The 15,009-nt window shown below is 65.5% G+C and carries 13 protein-coding genes; 8 read left to right on the top strand and 5 right to left on the bottom strand.

The annotated features are described in order from the left end of the window. The first annotated feature begins 85 nt into the window (after window positions 1–85). From nirD to ACFWAD_RS14495, 4 genes are read left to right on the top strand one after another with little or no spacing between them, the layout of a single operon-like run. Window positions 86–499 (top strand): nitrite reductase small subunit NirD, encoded by a 414-nt coding sequence (gene nirD / locus ACFWAD_RS14510; protein ID WP_230812643.1) that lies wholly within the window; start codon window positions 86–88, stop codon window positions 497–499. Then, window positions 496–1,656: a uroporphyrinogen-III synthase gene (locus ACFWAD_RS14505; protein ID WP_378544857.1), complete on the top strand. Its 1,161-nt coding sequence runs from the start codon at window positions 496–498 to the stop codon at window positions 1,654–1,656. The genes nirD and ACFWAD_RS14505 overlap by 4 nt, the downstream gene beginning before the upstream one ends. Then, complete coding sequence (locus ACFWAD_RS14500) at window positions 1,643–2,392, top strand: sirohydrochlorin chelatase (protein WP_378545353.1); 750 nt, start codon at window positions 1,643–1,645, stop codon at window positions 2,390–2,392. Before ACFWAD_RS14505 ends, ACFWAD_RS14500 begins: the two co-directional genes overlap by 14 nt. Beyond that, window positions 2,337–2,984: a maleylpyruvate isomerase family mycothiol-dependent enzyme gene (locus ACFWAD_RS14495; RefSeq protein WP_378544854.1), complete on the top strand. Its 648-nt coding sequence runs from the start codon at window positions 2,337–2,339 to the stop codon at window positions 2,982–2,984. The genes ACFWAD_RS14500 and ACFWAD_RS14495 overlap by 56 nt, the downstream gene beginning before the upstream one ends. Before the next feature lie 51 nt (window positions 2,985–3,035). On the opposite strand, the gene ACFWAD_RS14490 is transcribed toward ACFWAD_RS14495, so the two are convergent. Then, on the bottom strand, window positions 3,036–3,803 hold the full coding sequence (locus tag ACFWAD_RS14490) for a hypothetical protein (protein WP_378449202.1): 768 nt from the start codon (window positions 3,801–3,803) through the stop codon (window positions 3,036–3,038). Window positions 3,804–3,880: 77 nt separating this feature from the next. On the opposite strand from ACFWAD_RS14490, the gene ACFWAD_RS14485 reads away from it, so the two are divergent. Both ACFWAD_RS14485 and ACFWAD_RS14480 read left to right on the top strand, forming a co-directional pair. After that, the gene (locus tag ACFWAD_RS14485) at window positions 3,881–4,459 is read left to right on the top strand and encodes a hypothetical protein (RefSeq protein ID WP_378544851.1); all 579 of its coding nucleotides are present in this window, start codon (window positions 3,881–3,883) and stop codon (window positions 4,457–4,459) included. Then, complete coding sequence (locus tag ACFWAD_RS14480; protein WP_378544848.1) at window positions 4,456–4,854, top strand: hypothetical protein; 399 nt, start codon at window positions 4,456–4,458, stop codon at window positions 4,852–4,854. The genes ACFWAD_RS14485 and ACFWAD_RS14480 overlap by 4 nt, the downstream gene beginning before the upstream one ends. A 19-nt stretch (window positions 4,855–4,873) precedes the next feature. Here ACFWAD_RS14480 and ACFWAD_RS14475 read toward each other — a convergent pair whose 3' ends face one another. From ACFWAD_RS14475 to ACFWAD_RS14465, 3 genes are read right to left on the bottom strand one after another with little or no spacing between them, the layout of a single operon-like run. After that, window positions 4,874–6,619, bottom strand: coding sequence for an NTP transferase domain-containing protein (locus ACFWAD_RS14475; RefSeq protein WP_378544845.1), 1,746 nt, complete (start codon window positions 6,617–6,619; stop codon window positions 4,874–4,876). A gap of 50 nt (window positions 6,620–6,669) precedes the next feature. After that, window positions 6,670–6,966 (bottom strand): MGMT family protein, encoded by a 297-nt coding sequence (locus ACFWAD_RS14470; protein WP_378544842.1) that lies wholly within the window; start codon window positions 6,964–6,966, stop codon window positions 6,670–6,672. Between the two features lie 10 nt (window positions 6,967–6,976). Beyond that, window positions 6,977–7,765, bottom strand: a complete 789-nt coding sequence (locus tag ACFWAD_RS14465; protein WP_378544839.1) for an alpha/beta hydrolase — start codon at window positions 7,763–7,765, stop codon at window positions 6,977–6,979. Between the two features lie 52 nt (window positions 7,766–7,817). On the opposite strand from ACFWAD_RS14465, the gene ACFWAD_RS14460 reads away from it, so the two are divergent. Both ACFWAD_RS14460 and ACFWAD_RS14455 read left to right on the top strand, forming a co-directional pair. Beyond that, on the top strand, window positions 7,818–11,201 hold the full coding sequence (locus ACFWAD_RS14460; protein ID WP_378544836.1) for an ATP-dependent helicase: 3,384 nt from the start codon (window positions 7,818–7,820) through the stop codon (window positions 11,199–11,201). Further along, window positions 11,202–14,594 carry an ATP-dependent helicase gene (locus tag ACFWAD_RS14455; RefSeq protein ID WP_378544833.1) on the top strand — a complete coding sequence of 1,131 codons (3,393 nt, stop codon included), beginning with the start codon at window positions 11,202–11,204 and terminating at the stop codon, window positions 14,592–14,594. Here ACFWAD_RS14455 and ACFWAD_RS14450 read toward each other — a convergent pair. Continuing rightward, window positions 14,591–14,992 (bottom strand): hypothetical protein, encoded by a 402-nt coding sequence (locus ACFWAD_RS14450; protein WP_378449195.1) that lies wholly within the window; start codon window positions 14,990–14,992, stop codon window positions 14,591–14,593. The genes ACFWAD_RS14455 and ACFWAD_RS14450 overlap by 4 nt on opposite strands. Between the last annotated feature and the right edge of the window lie 17 nt (window positions 14,993–15,009).

Genomic DNA, 15,009 nt, shown 5'->3' with positions numbered 1-15,009 from the left:
GCGTAACCCGAGGGAAACACGGGATCCGTAGAAACGTAGACAAGAACCCGCGCGACGTTGTCGCCGGATCGACAGGAGGACTTCGATGAGTGTCATCGATGCGCAGATCGCCAAGCTGGATTCGGATCGACTCGAATGGACGTCGGCCTGCCCGCTGAGCCATCTCATCCCTGGACGTGGGGTCGCCGTACTTCTTCGCGGAGGCGAGCAGGTGGCACTGTTTCTGCTCGAGGACGGCACACTGAGAGCCGTCAGCAACTTCGATCCGTACGGACGCGCCGCGGTGATGTCGCGCGGACTCGTCGGCGACCGTGACGGTGAACCGATCGTGGTCTCGCCGCTGCTCAAGCAGGCGTTCTCGCTGGTCGACGGCCGAGCGCTGGACGACTCGTCAGTCGCGCTGCCGGTATACGGGGTCCGCGTCTGGGCCGGTGTGGTTCAGGTACACAGCCTACAAATGCAGGGCGTTCGCTCGACTGTCCCCGATGCAGTCTCGTGAGTGACGACATGCCGTTGGCTGGATTCACGGTAGGTATCACCGCTTCGCGCCGCGCCGAGGAGTTCGCGACGTTGCTGACTCGTCGGGGAGCCGATGTCGTTCACGCTCCGGCGATTAGAATCATCCCGCTGGCCGACGACCGTGAGCTCGAAAGGGTGACGCAGCAGATCATCTCGGATCCTCCGGAGGTGGTTGTCGCGACTACCGGGATCGGATTTCGGGGGTGGCTGGAAGCCGCCGACGGGTGGGGTGAGGCCGAAAATCTCGGATCCGCTTTGGGCTCGGCTCGACTGCTTGCTCGCGGCCCCAAAGCCAAAGGCGCAATCCGTGCAGCCGACCTGCGTGAAGAATGGTCGCCGGCGTCCGAGTCGTCCGCCGAAGTGCTCGAACATCTCCTTGCAGAAGGTGTCTCGGGCAAGAGAATCGCCGTACAACTGCACGGTGCAACCACTGAATGGGAACCGATTCCGGATTTCTGTCAGGTATTGCGCGAGGCGGGTGCGGAGGTCATCGCGGTGCCGGTCTACCGATGGGAACCGCCGGAGGATCCGACGCTGCTCGACCGGATGATCGACGCCATCGCTTCAGCCGGAATCGACGCCGTCAGTTTCACCAGTGCACCGGCCGTAGCCTCGATGTTGATGCGAGCCGACAAGACCGGCGACCTCGGCGACATCCTCGACGCGATGCGAGGTCCGGTGGCGGCAATGTGCGTCGGCCCGGTGACGTCAGCGCCGCTCGAGGCGTTGAACGTGCCGACCACGGCTCCGGCGCGAGCGCGTCTCGGGGCGCTCGCGCGTCATATCGTCGACGAACTCCCGCAGCGAGCCAACAAGATTCAAGCCGGTGAACATGAAATCAGTATCCGTGGAGGATGCGTCGTCGTAGACGGTGAAGTGAAGCAGTTGCCGCCGGCGGCAATGTCGTTGATCCGCACGCTCGGGGCCAGTCCCGGCCGAGTCGTCTCCCGCGACGAGCTCCTCGCTTCACTTCCCGGTGGCGGCGGCGACACCCACGCCGTCGAGACCGCCGTCGCCCGATTGCGCGCGTGCCTCGGCGCACCCAAAGCCGTTCAGACCGTGGTCAAACGAGGCTACCGACTTGCCCTCGACCCCGGCGACTACGTACAGAATTCAGGTGACTATGCAACGCGATGACGACGTACTCGTACTGGTAGCTCACGGCACGCGTAGTGCACGCGGCGTGGAAATGGTTGCCGCACTTGCCGAAGCCGTCGGCAAGCGCGTCGGGCGTACTCGCGTTGCCTTCGTCGATGTGCTCGGTCCGTCTCCTTCGGAAGTTCTCCGGGACACTCCGGGCCGAGCGATTCTCGTTCCCGCTTTCCTGGCGTCGGGCTATCACGTCCACACCGACGTTCGACGCGAAGTTGCGATCAGTGAGCACGCGGCCGTGACTGTGACGCCTGCTCTCGGACCCGATCCGGCCCTGGCGCGGGTACTGCTTGGACGATTGGCCGAGGCGGGGTGGAATCCGGATGACGCGATAGTGCTTGCTGCTGCCGGGTCCTCCGATGCCCGCGCGCTGCGAGACGTCGGACGCGCTGCACTGATGCTCGCCGAAGTGGCGGGAAATCGCGTGGATATCGGGTACATCGCGACCGGAGAGCCGAAGGTAGCCGATGTTGTTGCAGCAGCACGCGTTCGCGGCGCGAAGCGAGTTTTTGTCGCCTCGTACCTCCTCGCGCACGGACTTTTTCACGAAAGGTTGCACGCTGCGGGAGCCGACGGTGTCACCGAACCGCTCGGTGTCGACCAAGGAGTGGTGGACCTTGTCGTGAATCGGTATGAGAGCGCGCGAGGGGAACTAGTATCGCTGCATGACGTCTCACTCCGTAACACCGACGTATGCCGACCTGGTCGCAGCGGTTCGTGAATCCGACGTCAAGGCACAGGCTCTCATCGGTGAGCTGACCGAAGAGCAGGCACGTGAGCCGTCGGGGCTACCCGGCTGGAGTCGGGGGCACGTCGTCACACACCTCTCGCGCAACGCCGACGCGCTGGGCAGATTTGTTGCCGGAGTGCACAGTGGCGAGTCGGGCGAGATGTACCCCGGGGGACCGGACGCGCGCAACGCCGCAATCGACGAAGGTGCCGATCGCCCGGCCGAGTTGTTGGCGCTCGACTATCGCTTCTCGGGGACGAGACTGGTCGACGCATTGGCTGACCTCCCGACAGATCGACTGGACACGCCGGTTCCGTGGCGCAAACCTGTCACTGCTTTCGATCTTCCGATCCTGCGCTGGAACGAAATCGAGATTCACTTGCTCGACCTCGACATCGGTTACACCTGCCACGATTGGCCGGCCGCGTTCGTGGAGTTCACGCTCGCCAGTCAGTTGGGCGCACTCGAGTCGGCTGTTCCGGGTGTACGAGTGCCGTCACTGTCCGACGCGGAGACCTTGGCGTGGTTGGTCGGGAGGCCGACGAGAGTGGGGCTGCCTACCCTGCCTGCCTGGCCGTTCTGAGACACAGCCTTTCTGAGATACAGCCTTTCTGAGATACAGCCGTTCTGAGAGTTAGAAGAGGGTGGGGGCGCTGACGTCGTTGCGCGCTTGGGCGAGTCGCGCACTCCACCGCTTCACCAACCACATCTCGACGATCTCGGGTTGGGTGCCGGCGGCATAGGCCCAACTGTCGAGCAGTTCGCAGTACCGGCGGTAGCGGCGCGTCGTGAACCCGGTGACGGAAGGATCCTCGAGCCAGCCCTCGTGGATGAGCGTCGAGACGCCGTACTGGTCGATCATCTGAGCGCGTCGGCCTTCGTCCTGTACGCCCACCGCCCACATGAATGCGGCTATGAGCGATACCCCGACGCCGGGGGTGAGTGGCCAACCCGACCAGGTGTCGCGCCGAACGACGGGCATGGACTTGTGTTTCGAACAGTGGTCGAGAATGGCTGTGATCTGGGTCAGCGGGTCCTCGTCCTCGCGGTGATGCGGGTTGAAGACGTTGGGGAATCGCCGCGTGAACCGTCTGCTCTCGTGCGAGCCCTGCCAGGCTGCGCAGAGGAACAGCAGTCCGAGTCCGTCGTGCTGGGCGACGACGAGATCGCTCGACGGGCGAAGATCGTTGCGTTGAACGATGGCTCGGCCTTCGGTGATCACCTTGCCGTCCAGATCGCGCCCGCGCAGGCTGATCGTGTGTCCGGCATCCTCGAGGTGTGCGTTCCACCAGTCCAGGTCGACGGTCGCTTCGTCGTCGAGGACGTGCAGTGGAAAGGTGCGGGAGCGGCACCACTCGACCAATGCGTCCGGCGGTTCGAATCCTTCGTCGACACGATTCATGGCGCGATGATCCCACGAGTCGCCGACAGAAACCCGGTCGACCTGATCGAACCGGACACTCGCGGTACGCTCCGCTCATGAAATTGGCGTCCTCGCGGGTGCGGCCGGTGCTGTGGATTGCGGCCCTCGCCCTGACGGCCTCGAGTCTGAGCGGATGCATCGGTGCCGTCGACCGGATGGATTTCGAAGGTCAGATGCGTGGACGTGGCGGTGGGATGACGTCAGATCTGGTGCGGAACGGGTTCGACAGCCTCGCAGAGCGATACGGCGTCGACGCGGTGTCGGTGACCAGCGTCGACATCAGTCCGATCGAGACGCTCGGCGTCACCGTTCGAGACCCGGGGAAGCCGTCGCAGCTCGACCGGTTCTCTTTCGACGGCGTCATTCTCGGCGAGCCGAGCCCTGTGCAAGTGAGCGTCACCGAAAATCTTGATGCACGATCGTTCACGTTGGATCAAGTGCCGGCATTGGCGAACGTCGAGAAGTTGGTCGACGACGCGCTGGCGAGCAGCGGCATCGACGAGGGTGAAGTCACCGGGATCTCGGTCGGTCGCACCGAGGCGATACACGCCTCCGTGATGGTGGAATCCCCACGCTCTCAGGTGCTGGTGGTCTTCGACCCGGACGGAACTCCCTTTCTGGTGCAGCCGCTGTGAGCCGCCGTATCGTTCCGCTGGTCATCTCGGTGGTGGTGATCGTGGTCGTGGGAATCTTTGCCGCACTGTTGTCTTCGGTGATCTGGCCCGGGCAGGTGGCTCACTTGGCGCCGATCTTCTGTGAAGATCCGACATCGAGCGCGATGGTCGTCTCGGATACCTTTACCGACGGCGACGGTACGTCCACCAATTTCACCCTGTATTGCGTCGGGCCGCGCGGTCAGACCGTCGATGCCGGTTGGCTGCTTCCGTTCGTGGTGCTGTGGGGCGTGTATTCGCTGGTTCTCGCGGTGGGTGTCGCCGTGATCTTGCTGGCGGGCGTCGGCCGGCGTAGGCGCCGGAACAGTCTCGGGGTCAGCGATGCCCCGGCGGCGTCGTCCTACCAGGAGTTCTGACTGCGGGGTGTTGCCCCGATCAGTCTGGGAGGACGATCAATTCGGCAACGGCGCCGTTCTGTGCGTGTGCCGGCACGAGGGCAAACGCCGAGCGTCCGATCAACCCTGCAAGGTGCGCGGTACGCACGGACGGATCGGCTCGCCAGCCACCGTCGGGGGATTGTGTGACCGGAAGTAGGCGTACCGCATCGGAACTCACCGCAGCAGCGTTCTCGATGATACCGAGCAGCGGCGGCGGCGTCTCGCGCCCGGTCAGGGCGGCCACGACGGTAGGCAGCATCGTCAACAGGGTGGTCACCGCGGCGTAGGGGTTGCCGGGGAGGCCGAGAACCACCCGACCGCTGGGCAGGACCGCCGTTATCTGAGATCCGCCCGGGCGCGAGGCAACCCGGCCGACGATCGTGCGAGCGCCGAGTCGATCGAGTGCACTGCGCATTTCGTCGGCCGCGCCGCCACCCGTCGCACCGATGACAACAATCAGGTCCTGTTCGGTCGCATCCGCGAGCACACGCTCGAAACTGTCCGCCGTGTCGCGCAGGTGCGAATTCGACTCGCACCGTACGCCGTTGCGTTCGAGCAGGTAGGGAAGAATTCCGCCGACGGAGTCGCGGGTCTGACCTTCACGCAGTGGGCCTGTCTGCCGGATCTCGTCGCCGGTGACTATCAGGCGTGCCCGGACCGGACCACGGACCAGGGCGGCGAAGACTTCGCCGCTGGCAGCCGCCGAGATCACCGACGGGGTCACCGCGGTGCCAGTCGGGGCAATCGTGAATCCGGTGGTCCAGTCTTCCCCTCGCGGGCGAGCGTCGTTGCGGTACGGCGCATCCGGCAGTCGTCGCAGTATCCGAGTTGGCTCGTCGAGGGACAGATACTCGTCCCGGACCACCGAGGTGGCACCGGCGGGCAGGTGCGCTCCCGTGGCAATGCGGATCGCTTCGCCTTCGCCGAGCTCGAGTTGCCCGTCGGCGCCCGCGATGCGGATCTCGGTACGCACCCGCCACGGACCCTCGCCGGAGACGGCGTACCCGTCCATCGCCGAGACATCGGATCGAGGAAGATCACCCAGGGCGACGAGAGGCTGCGCGAGGGTCGCTCCCAGACTGTCGGCGAGGTCGGCCCGGTGCGGGGACAGCGGTGTCAAGGCGTTCGTGACGGCGATGCGGGCTTGATCGATCGTCAGGCGCGGATGCCTTCGCGCGCGATCGATGTCCGCCGGTGTGTCGCAGTCGGTGGTACCAGCCACACGCAGGGTCGAGAACGGTTCGGTGACAATTGCTTTCATCGGTTGGTTCTCGAGCCCTGAGCTTTCACGCAAAGTGGCGAGGCGCTTTCGGAGTTCACGAACAGTCCAGGCGGAGAACAGGAATTGGGCTCGGTTGGTCTCGTCCACCGCGCACGTCACCGGATTGTCCGTCGACGTCGCAGCGATCAACGCGTCGACCGATTCGGCCTCGATGTGCGGCAGATCGGACGCCAGGACCACCACCACGGCGTCGTCGGGTAATCGGGTCGCAGACAATCCGGCCCAGATCGCCGCAACGGGTCCGGCGCCGATCGGAGATTCCTGGGTCTGGGTGATGCGCGCATCCAGTTCGGGTCGATGCGGACCGACAACGACGACGGCGTCCAGATGCGCCGTCGCTGAAAGCGCGATGTCGAGGAGCCTGCGGCCGTGAACGAGCAGGCCAGGTTTGTCGACACCACCCATTCGGGTCCCGCGACCACCCGCCAGAATGACGGCGGCGGTCGGCGGCGTGACGGTCATACCTCCATGCTGCCCCATCGCCCGGGTCACGACGACCGGTGACACGTGAATCAGAAGTGATACCGAGCTTTCTTCAGGTCGATCCGACCGTCCTTGATCGGCACGCCTTCGAGTTCGAGCTTGGCGATCTGACGATGGGCCAGGTGCGCCGACGGTTTGCCGGAGGCACCGAGAATCCGATGCCACGGCAGATCGGCAGAGTCGGTCCGCATGATCCAGCCGACCGTACGAGCACTGGAAAGTCCTGCGGCGTCGGCGATGTCGCCGTACGTCGCCACGAAGCCGGCGGGAATCGAGGCGATGAGTCGCCTTACCTCTTCGATCTGCTCTTCCGTGGTGGCTGCCATCGGGGCCTCGTCAGAGCACTGTCCGGACGAGGGTCGCCACCTCGTCGGCCCGCACGTGCGGGACCATGTGGTCACAATCGAATTCGACACTGGTCAGATTTTCGCCGAGGCGTTCGGCGAGCGCTGAGCGGAACTCGTCGGTGACATAGGGAGGCTGAACCTTCATTGCCTGAACCAGCACGGTCGGCATCGATGACGGTGGCAGCACGATCGGGCGAGCGAGTTCACCCCACCCGGTCACGATCGCAGGGGTGGACAGGCGCCAATTGACGCGCCCGTTGCCCAGTTGGATCAGGTGCTCGGCCATCTCGATGTCGAGATCCGGGGTGGGAACCTCACCCCACGAGCCGTGAATCTTCTCGGAGTAAGCCTCTGCCGCATCGGTGTAATCCGGTGAGCCGATTGTGAGTTCGGCCACTTCCTGCATGAAAGTCGGATCCAAACCGATCGCCGGGTCGAGCAGGACGAGCCCACGAACGCGTTCCGGTGCGGTAGCCGCGAGGTGCAGCGCCAGCATTCCGCCGAACGAATGCGCGAGGATCACCACCGGTCCGGTGGCGTGTTCGTCGAGCGTCTCCATCAGGCTGGCCACGTGGGATTCGATGTTCCACGGGGGAGCCCAGGTGGAGCGCCCGTGACCGCGCAGATCGGGCGAGATCCAGCGCGCTTCGGGCAGTTGGTTCTCGGCCATCGACTGCCAACGCCGGCCGTGACCGGTCAGGCCGTGCAGCGAAAGGATCTCCGGCGCCCCGACGGGTCCGTAAAGATACGTATGGAGTGCAGACACACGAGCAATCATGCCGGATGCAGGCGATGCATGAGTTGTCGGTGCGCTCTGGTGGAATGCCTGGGTGAGTGAGACGGCAACACGCAGCAAGGTCACCATTCCGCGGGCGCGGTTGGTGCACCGAACTGCGCCGTCTCCGATACCCCGAACGTGGGACGAAGGGACGGCGCGGCTGTTCGCTCCGCCGTCAGAAGATCCGTTCCAGCTCGCATTCGGCCCGGCGTCATTCGGCTCGGTGTCATTCGGCTCGGCAGCTGCCTGGAATCCCTGGCAGGTGCTCGGCAGCCCCGGAACCGGCAAGACGTCCCTTCTCGTGGATCTGGCAGTGCAGAAGATCTCCGGTGGCGAAGATCCTGAATCGGTCCTCGTGCTCACCCAGTCACGCCGGGCAGCGACGCAGGTCCGTGAGCAGATCACAGCCGGATTGCTCGGGTACGAACAAGAACGCGGACCGCAGGCAACTCGTGAGCCGTTGGTCCGCACCGTTCACTCCTACGCCTTCGCCGTTCTTCGGCTTCAAGCCGCAGCACACGGCAACGCGCCGCCGCGCCTGATCACCGGCGCCGAGCAGGATTCGGTGCTGCGCGAGATGTTGCGCGGCGACATCGAAGACGGTGCACTCCGGTGGCCGGAGCGCCTGCGACCCGCGCTGGGCTTGAACGGCTTTGCCGTCGAGCTCAGAGACCTGATGCTGCGTGCCAACGAACGCGGACTCGGTCCCGAAGATCTGGTCAAGCTCGGTAAGAAGCGCGGCCGACCAGAGTGGGTGGCGGCCGGCCGGTTCGCCGAGGCTTACGAGCAGGGTGTGCTGCTGCGCGGAAGCGTCGGCGTCGAGGCTCCGGAGGCCACAGCGCCGGCACTGGACGCAGCAGAGTTGATCGGCGCCGCGCTGACTGCGTTTGCCACCGACCCCGAGCTGCTCCGCTCCGAGCGCGCCCGTATCCGGCACCTCCTGGTCGACGACGCGCAGCACCTGGATCCCCAGGCGGCGCAACTGGTTCGACTGATCGGAACCGGAACCGGAACCGTAGGCACTGTCATCGCCGGCGATCCGGATCAGTCGGTCTTCGGGTTCCGCGGTGCGGATTCAGCGTTCCTGCTCGGACTCGCCGAGCGCGGAGACGAGCGCCAGATCGTCCTGCCCACCACGTTTCGAAACAATGCCGACGTCGCGTCGATCTCGGCCAAGATCGCTGCGCGGCTGCCCGGCAACCTCGCTCACCGCATCGCGGTTCCGTCCGATCTCACCGATGACGACCCCGGACGGGCGTCGGTGCGTGTTCTCGGTACGACGGCCAAAGAAGCGGCAGTTGTCGCAGATACCTTGCGCCGGGCGCATCTGCTGGACGGGATTGCGTGGTCCGACATGGCAGTCGTCGTGCGGTCGGTCCCGCGCACCCTTGCCCCTCTCCGGCGGGCCCTGCTCGCAGCGGGGGTGCCCGTCACCACTGCTGCCACCGAATTGCCGCTCGCCAGACAACACGGCGTGTCCGGTCTGTTGCTGGTCCTTCGGGCGCTCGGCGGCGATCAGTTCACCGGGGACGACGCTCTGGCCCTGATGGCCGGCCCCATCGGCGGCGCCGAACCGGTCACCCTGCGCCGGTTGCGTCGTGGTCTGCGCCGCGTCGAGTTGGCGTCGGGAAGTGATCGGGACTCGTCGGAGTTGTTGCGGCTGATCCTGATCGACGAGGATCGCGCGCAGTCCAAGCGGCTCATGGGCAAACTGACGGACGTCGAGGCTGCCGCCCTGAATCGAGTGCTGTCGGTCCTTCGCAAGGCCCGGGTACCTCTCGAGCGTGGTCTCGGGGTCGAGGAAGTTCTCTGGGCGGCCTGGCAGGCGACGGGACTGGAACGGCGCTGGGCGGCTGCGTCGGCGCGCGGTGGTCCTATCGGCTCACAAGCCGATCGCGACCTGGACGCCGTCGTCGCACTCTTCGACGCGGCCGCCAACTACGTCGACCGGCTGCCGCGTTCGCAACTCGCCGGTTTTGTCGACTACTTGACCAGCCAGGAGATACCGACCGACTCGCGGAGCCGATCGGTCATCGCTCCGGACGCCGTCACCGTGGTCAGCGCTCACGCCGCGGCGGGTCGCGAATGGGCGGTCGTGGCGGTGGCGGGTGTGCAGGAGGGGCTCTGGCCGAGTTTGCGGGCACGCGGATCGCTACTGCGTACCGAAGCACTGATCGACCTGGTCAACGGAGTCTCCGACGGCAGTGACTCGGCTGCTGAACGACTCTCGCGAACCGCGCCCCTGCTGGCCGAAGAACGCAGGTTGTTCCTGGTCGCCTGTAGCCGAGCTCGTCGCCGTCTGCTGATCACCGCAGTCGAATCGGCTTCGGGAGACACCGATCTGGTGCCTTCGCGGTTCGTGGACGAATTGATCCGTGGTGACGCGTACTCGGACGACCCGACTTCCGATCTCGACGTCGTTGCACCGGAGACCGGAGATACCCGGGTTCTGTCGCTGCCGGCGCTGGTCGCACAGCTTCGCAGCGTGGTGTGTGATCCCGACATCGCGCATTTCGACCCCGAGAAGCATTCCCGTGCCGCACACCAGTTGGCGCGTCTGGCTGCTGCCGGAGTACGAGGCGCTCATCCGGATCAGTGGTACGGCACAGCCGAGCCGAGCACCGCTGCTCCCATGTGGCAACCCGAGGACGGACCGGTATCACTCTCGCCGTCCACCATCGAGCTTCTCGAAACTTGCCCTCTCCGATGGGTGTTCGAGCGTCATGGTGGCAGTGACGGAGACAACACTCACGCGATCGCCGGCACCCTGGTCCATACCTTGGTGCAGGCGCTGGCCGGCCGGATTCCACCGGACCAGGTCGAGAAGGCACTCGAAAATGCCTGGGAGTCGATCGATCTGGGTTCGCAGTGGTACTCGCGCCGCGAACTCAATCGAACGCGCGAGATGCTGGCGACGTTCACCGCCTGGATGAACGCGACTCGCGGCGAACTGACCGAAGTCGGCGTCGAGGTCGCGGTCGAGGGGGTCCTCGAACCGCGCGAAGAAGGAGCGCCTGCAGTCAAGCTTCGCGGCCGGATCGACCGGCTCGAGCGTGACACCGAAGGCCGCCCGGTGGTCGTCGACGTCAAGACTGCGCGAAATCCCGTCAGCAACGAGGCCGCCCAATCTCACGCGCAGTTGGCGGCGTACCAGGTCGCAGCGGCCGAAGGTGCGATAGCAGGCGAACCGGCGACACAACCCGGCGGCGCACGCCTGGTATTCGTGGCCAAGTCCAACAAGAAAGACGGTGCGGCGCAGCGAGTTCAGCCGCCGTTGACTGCCGAAGCAGTCGAGATGTGGCGGGACGTCATTCACAACGCCGCGGCAGCGACCCAAGGACCCGAGTACCTGGCCAGGGTCAACGACGGATGTAGACATTGCCCGGTGCGTTCGAGTTGCCCGGCACACGACGAGGGACGACAGGTGAGTAACTAAGTGGCTGCCGCGACGCAGAAGGCACGCCGACCGAAGATCGACCCTGTCGACCTCGCGGTCGCGCTCGGTCAGCACCCGCCGACGCCGGAACAGGCGGCAGTGATCGCTGCACCGCTCGGTCCGACATTGGTGGTCGCCGGTGCCGGTGCCGGTAAGACCGAGACGATGGCTGCTCGCGTCGTGTGGCTGGTGGCCAACGGCTTCGTCGATCCCGAGGCCGTTCTCGGGTTGACCTTCACGCGCAAAGCGGCACAACAGCTCACGTCGCGAATCCGCAAGCGCTTGGCGCGACTGGCGGGTTCGGACGTGCTGCGGGCACTCGATCCGACCGGCGGAGTGCGTTCCCGGATTCTGGCCGGGGAACCCGAAGTCAGTACCTACCACGCTTACGCGGGACGGTTGCTGTCCGAACACGGACTGCTGTTGCCCATCGAACCCTCGGCGACGCTGCTGTCCGAGACCGAACTGTGGCAGGTTGCGCACCGCGTCGTGAGCGGCTGGGACAGCGATCTGGACACCGACAAAAATCCGGGGTCGATCACCGAAACCGTTCTGGCTCTTGCCGGTCAGTTGGCGGAGCATCTGGTCGATCCCGAGCAGCTGCTCGAGGCCCACACCGAGTTGGACAAGCTGATTCACACTCTGCCTGCCGGTCCGAAACAGCGGGGCGGACCGAGTAAGGAATTACTGAATTACCTTGATGTGCAACACAAACGCATCGAGCTACTGCCCCTCGTCGCCCGGCTTGGCGAGACGTTGCGGCGCGAAGGAGCACTGGACTTCGGAAGTCAGATGTCGCTGTCGGCGCGGGTCGCTTCCGAGCACCCCGAGGTCGGGCAGACCGAGCGTGAGCGCTTTCGGGTGGTTCTTCTCGACGAGTACCAGGACACCGGCCACGCTCAGCGAGTGTTGTTGTCGTCGTTGTTCGGCGGGGGAGCAGACGGCCGGTTGGCGTTGACGGCCGTCGGCGATCCGATGCAGTCGATCTACGGTTGGCGCGGCGCGTCGGCGGCCAACCTGCCACGGTTCGCAACCGATTTCCCGCTCGCCAACGGAAAGCCGGCTCCGACACTCGAACTGCTGACCAGTTGGCGCAACCCGCCGGAGGCTCTCGAGCTGGCCAACCTGTCTTCGGCGCCGTTGCGTCGACGCGGCGTGGCCGTCAGCACTCTTCGTGCGCGGCCAGGAGCCGTCGCCGGAGATGTTCGACTGGCGTTGCTCGGTGACGTCGAACAGGAACGTCAGTGGGTGGCGGAGAAGATCGCCGAAGAATACGAGGCGGCACGTGCCGAAGACCGCCCGACGCCCACGGCAGCAGTGTTGATCCGCCGAAACGCGGACGCTGCCCCGCTGGCCGAAGCTCTGCGGTCCAGAGGTCTGCCGGTCGAAGTGGTCGGCCTCGGTGGGCTTCTGCACACACCTGAGGTGGCGGACGTGATCGCCATGCTCCGAGTGGTCGCCGATCCACTGGCGGGCAGCGCAGCGGTTCGGCTACTCACGGGAGCGAGATGGCAAATCGGGGCGAAGGACCTCGCCGCACTCTCGCAACGCTCCCGCGAGCTCGCCATCTCCGCGGGATACGGAACGGCAGGTGCGGTCACCGATGCCGAGGCGCTCACCTCGGCGGTCCACGATGCATTGCCGGGGGAGAACGCCGAGCAAGCAGGTTTGGTCGACTCGATCTCCGATCCGGGTCCGGCGGAACGCTATTCAGCCCTCGGGTACACACGCATCAACGCGATAGCAGCAGAGTTGGCGTCGTTGCGCGAACGCATCGGCCAACCGCTCACCGAATTGGTGGCGGAGGTCGAGCGGGTGCTCGGTATCGGAATCGAGGCGGGAGCGCGGACCCGAGTCGGTGTCGTCGGCACCGCAGGCCGTGAGCATCTCGACGCGTTTGCCGACGTCGTCGCCAATTACGCGACGCGTCCGACGGCCAATCTGACCGGGATGCTCGCATTCTTCGCGGCCGCCGAACAGATCGAGAAGGGCCTCACCCCGGGCGAGGTGGAGGTGGCGCCGGATCGCGTGCAGATCTTGACCGTGCACTCGGCGAAGGGTCTGGAATGGGAAGTGGTCGCGATCCCGCATGTCAGCGACGGCGTGTTCCCCTCGTCCACCGCGTCCGGGTCCTGGCTCGGTGCGCTCGCCGAACTGCCACCGTCGTTGCGCGGTGACCGGGCGGTCGACGCGGATTCGGCGGACGGCGTGCCGGTGCTCGACCTCGAGGAGTTGTACAACCGCAAGGACCTCGAGAACGCGATAACGGCTCACAAGAAGGCACTGTCCAACCGTCGACTGGACGAGGACCGTCGATTGTTCTACGTCGCGTTGACCAGAACCGAACGGGCACTGTTCATCTCGGCTCATCATTGGGCGGAATCCGGTTCGGAACCAAAGGGGCCTTCGGAGTTCCTGGACGAGCTGCATCAGATGGTCACTGCCGAAAACGACGCCGGTGAAGACGGTTCACGCGGTGCGATCGGCGTCGTGGAGGAATGGGCGCCGGCACCGGAACCCGACACCGAGAACCCGTTGGCCTCCACGCCCCGCACGGCGCAGTGGCCACCCGATCCGCTGGGTGCGCGCCGCGGGGCCGTCGAGGCGGGAGCCGCGAGCGTCCTGTCCGCTCTCGCTTCGCTGCCGAAAGACAGTGAAGAGACGGAAGAACCGGAGGACGATCCGGAAAACTGGGCATCGGATGTCGACGTTCTCTTGGCCGAGCGCGAAGCCCGGGCAAACGCGCGTGCCGAAGTGATTCTCCCCGCACAGCTTTCGGTGACTCAGCTCGTCGACCTCAAAGCCGATCCGGACGAACTCGCGGCACGTCTGCGTAGACCACTGCCGTACCCACCGAATCCGCTCGCTCGGCGAGGGACGGCTTTTCACGCCTGGATCGAGCGAAGGTTCGGTGCGACCCGGCTGTTGGATCTCGACGAACTACCCGGCGCCGCGGATACCGGCGCGGGCCCCGAGACCGATCTGGTGAAACTTCAAGATGCATTCCTGCGGTCCCCGTGGGCCAATCGCAGCCCGATCGAAGTGGAGGTTCCCTTCGAGACTTCTATCGCGGGCACGGTACTGCGGGGCCGGATCGATGCCGTGTTCGCCGACCCGGACGGCGGTTGGACGGTGATCGACTGGAAGACCGGTGCCGAACCTTCGGCCGCCAACGAGGCCGCGGTTGTCATGCAGTTGGCCGCGTATCGAGTGGCCTGGGCCGAATTGATGTCGGCCAGAGCTCGTTCGGCGGGGCGCAACGAACAGTTCCCGGCAGACAAGGTGCGCGCGGCGTTTCACTACGTGCGATCGGGTCGCACCATCGCCCCCGAGAACCTGCCGGACGGTGAGGCTCTTGCGCACCTCATCCGAACGGCAGGCGCGCAGGACTAGCCGGCGTTTCGACGAGCCTTGAGCGCTTCGGTCACCAGCGGAACCTGCAGGGGGAGACGTGCGATCGAACCGATCTTCTGCGGTGTGGACGTCTTCGGGCTTCGGCACCAGTCGATCGCCATCTGAATGTTGGCGGGGAAGACGGCAACAAAGAGCGCGGCGGCAAGGCCCGCACCGAGCTTGCGAGTCTTCGGCACGGCCAAGGCCGCGCCGATCGCCAATTCCGCGACGCCCGACACCTGCGTGTAGGTGCGCGCCTGACCGGGAAGCTGGCGGGGAACGGTGCTGTCGAAGAAGGAGGGCGCAACAAAATGCATGGTCCCGGCGCCGAGAAGGATGGCCGACAAACGAAGAGCGGCTGCTTGGCTGGGAGTGGACGTCGAACTGGTGAAAGGCATTTGCCCAGCCTGCCTCA

The sequence above is a fragment of the Rhodococcus sp. NPDC059969 genome, from assembly GCF_042738325.1.
GTDB lineage: Bacteria > Actinomycetota > Actinomycetes > Mycobacteriales > Mycobacteriaceae > Rhodococcus_F.
The sequence above is the reverse complement of the archived record's forward strand: the minus strand, read 5'-3'. Positions and strand labels throughout refer to the sequence as shown.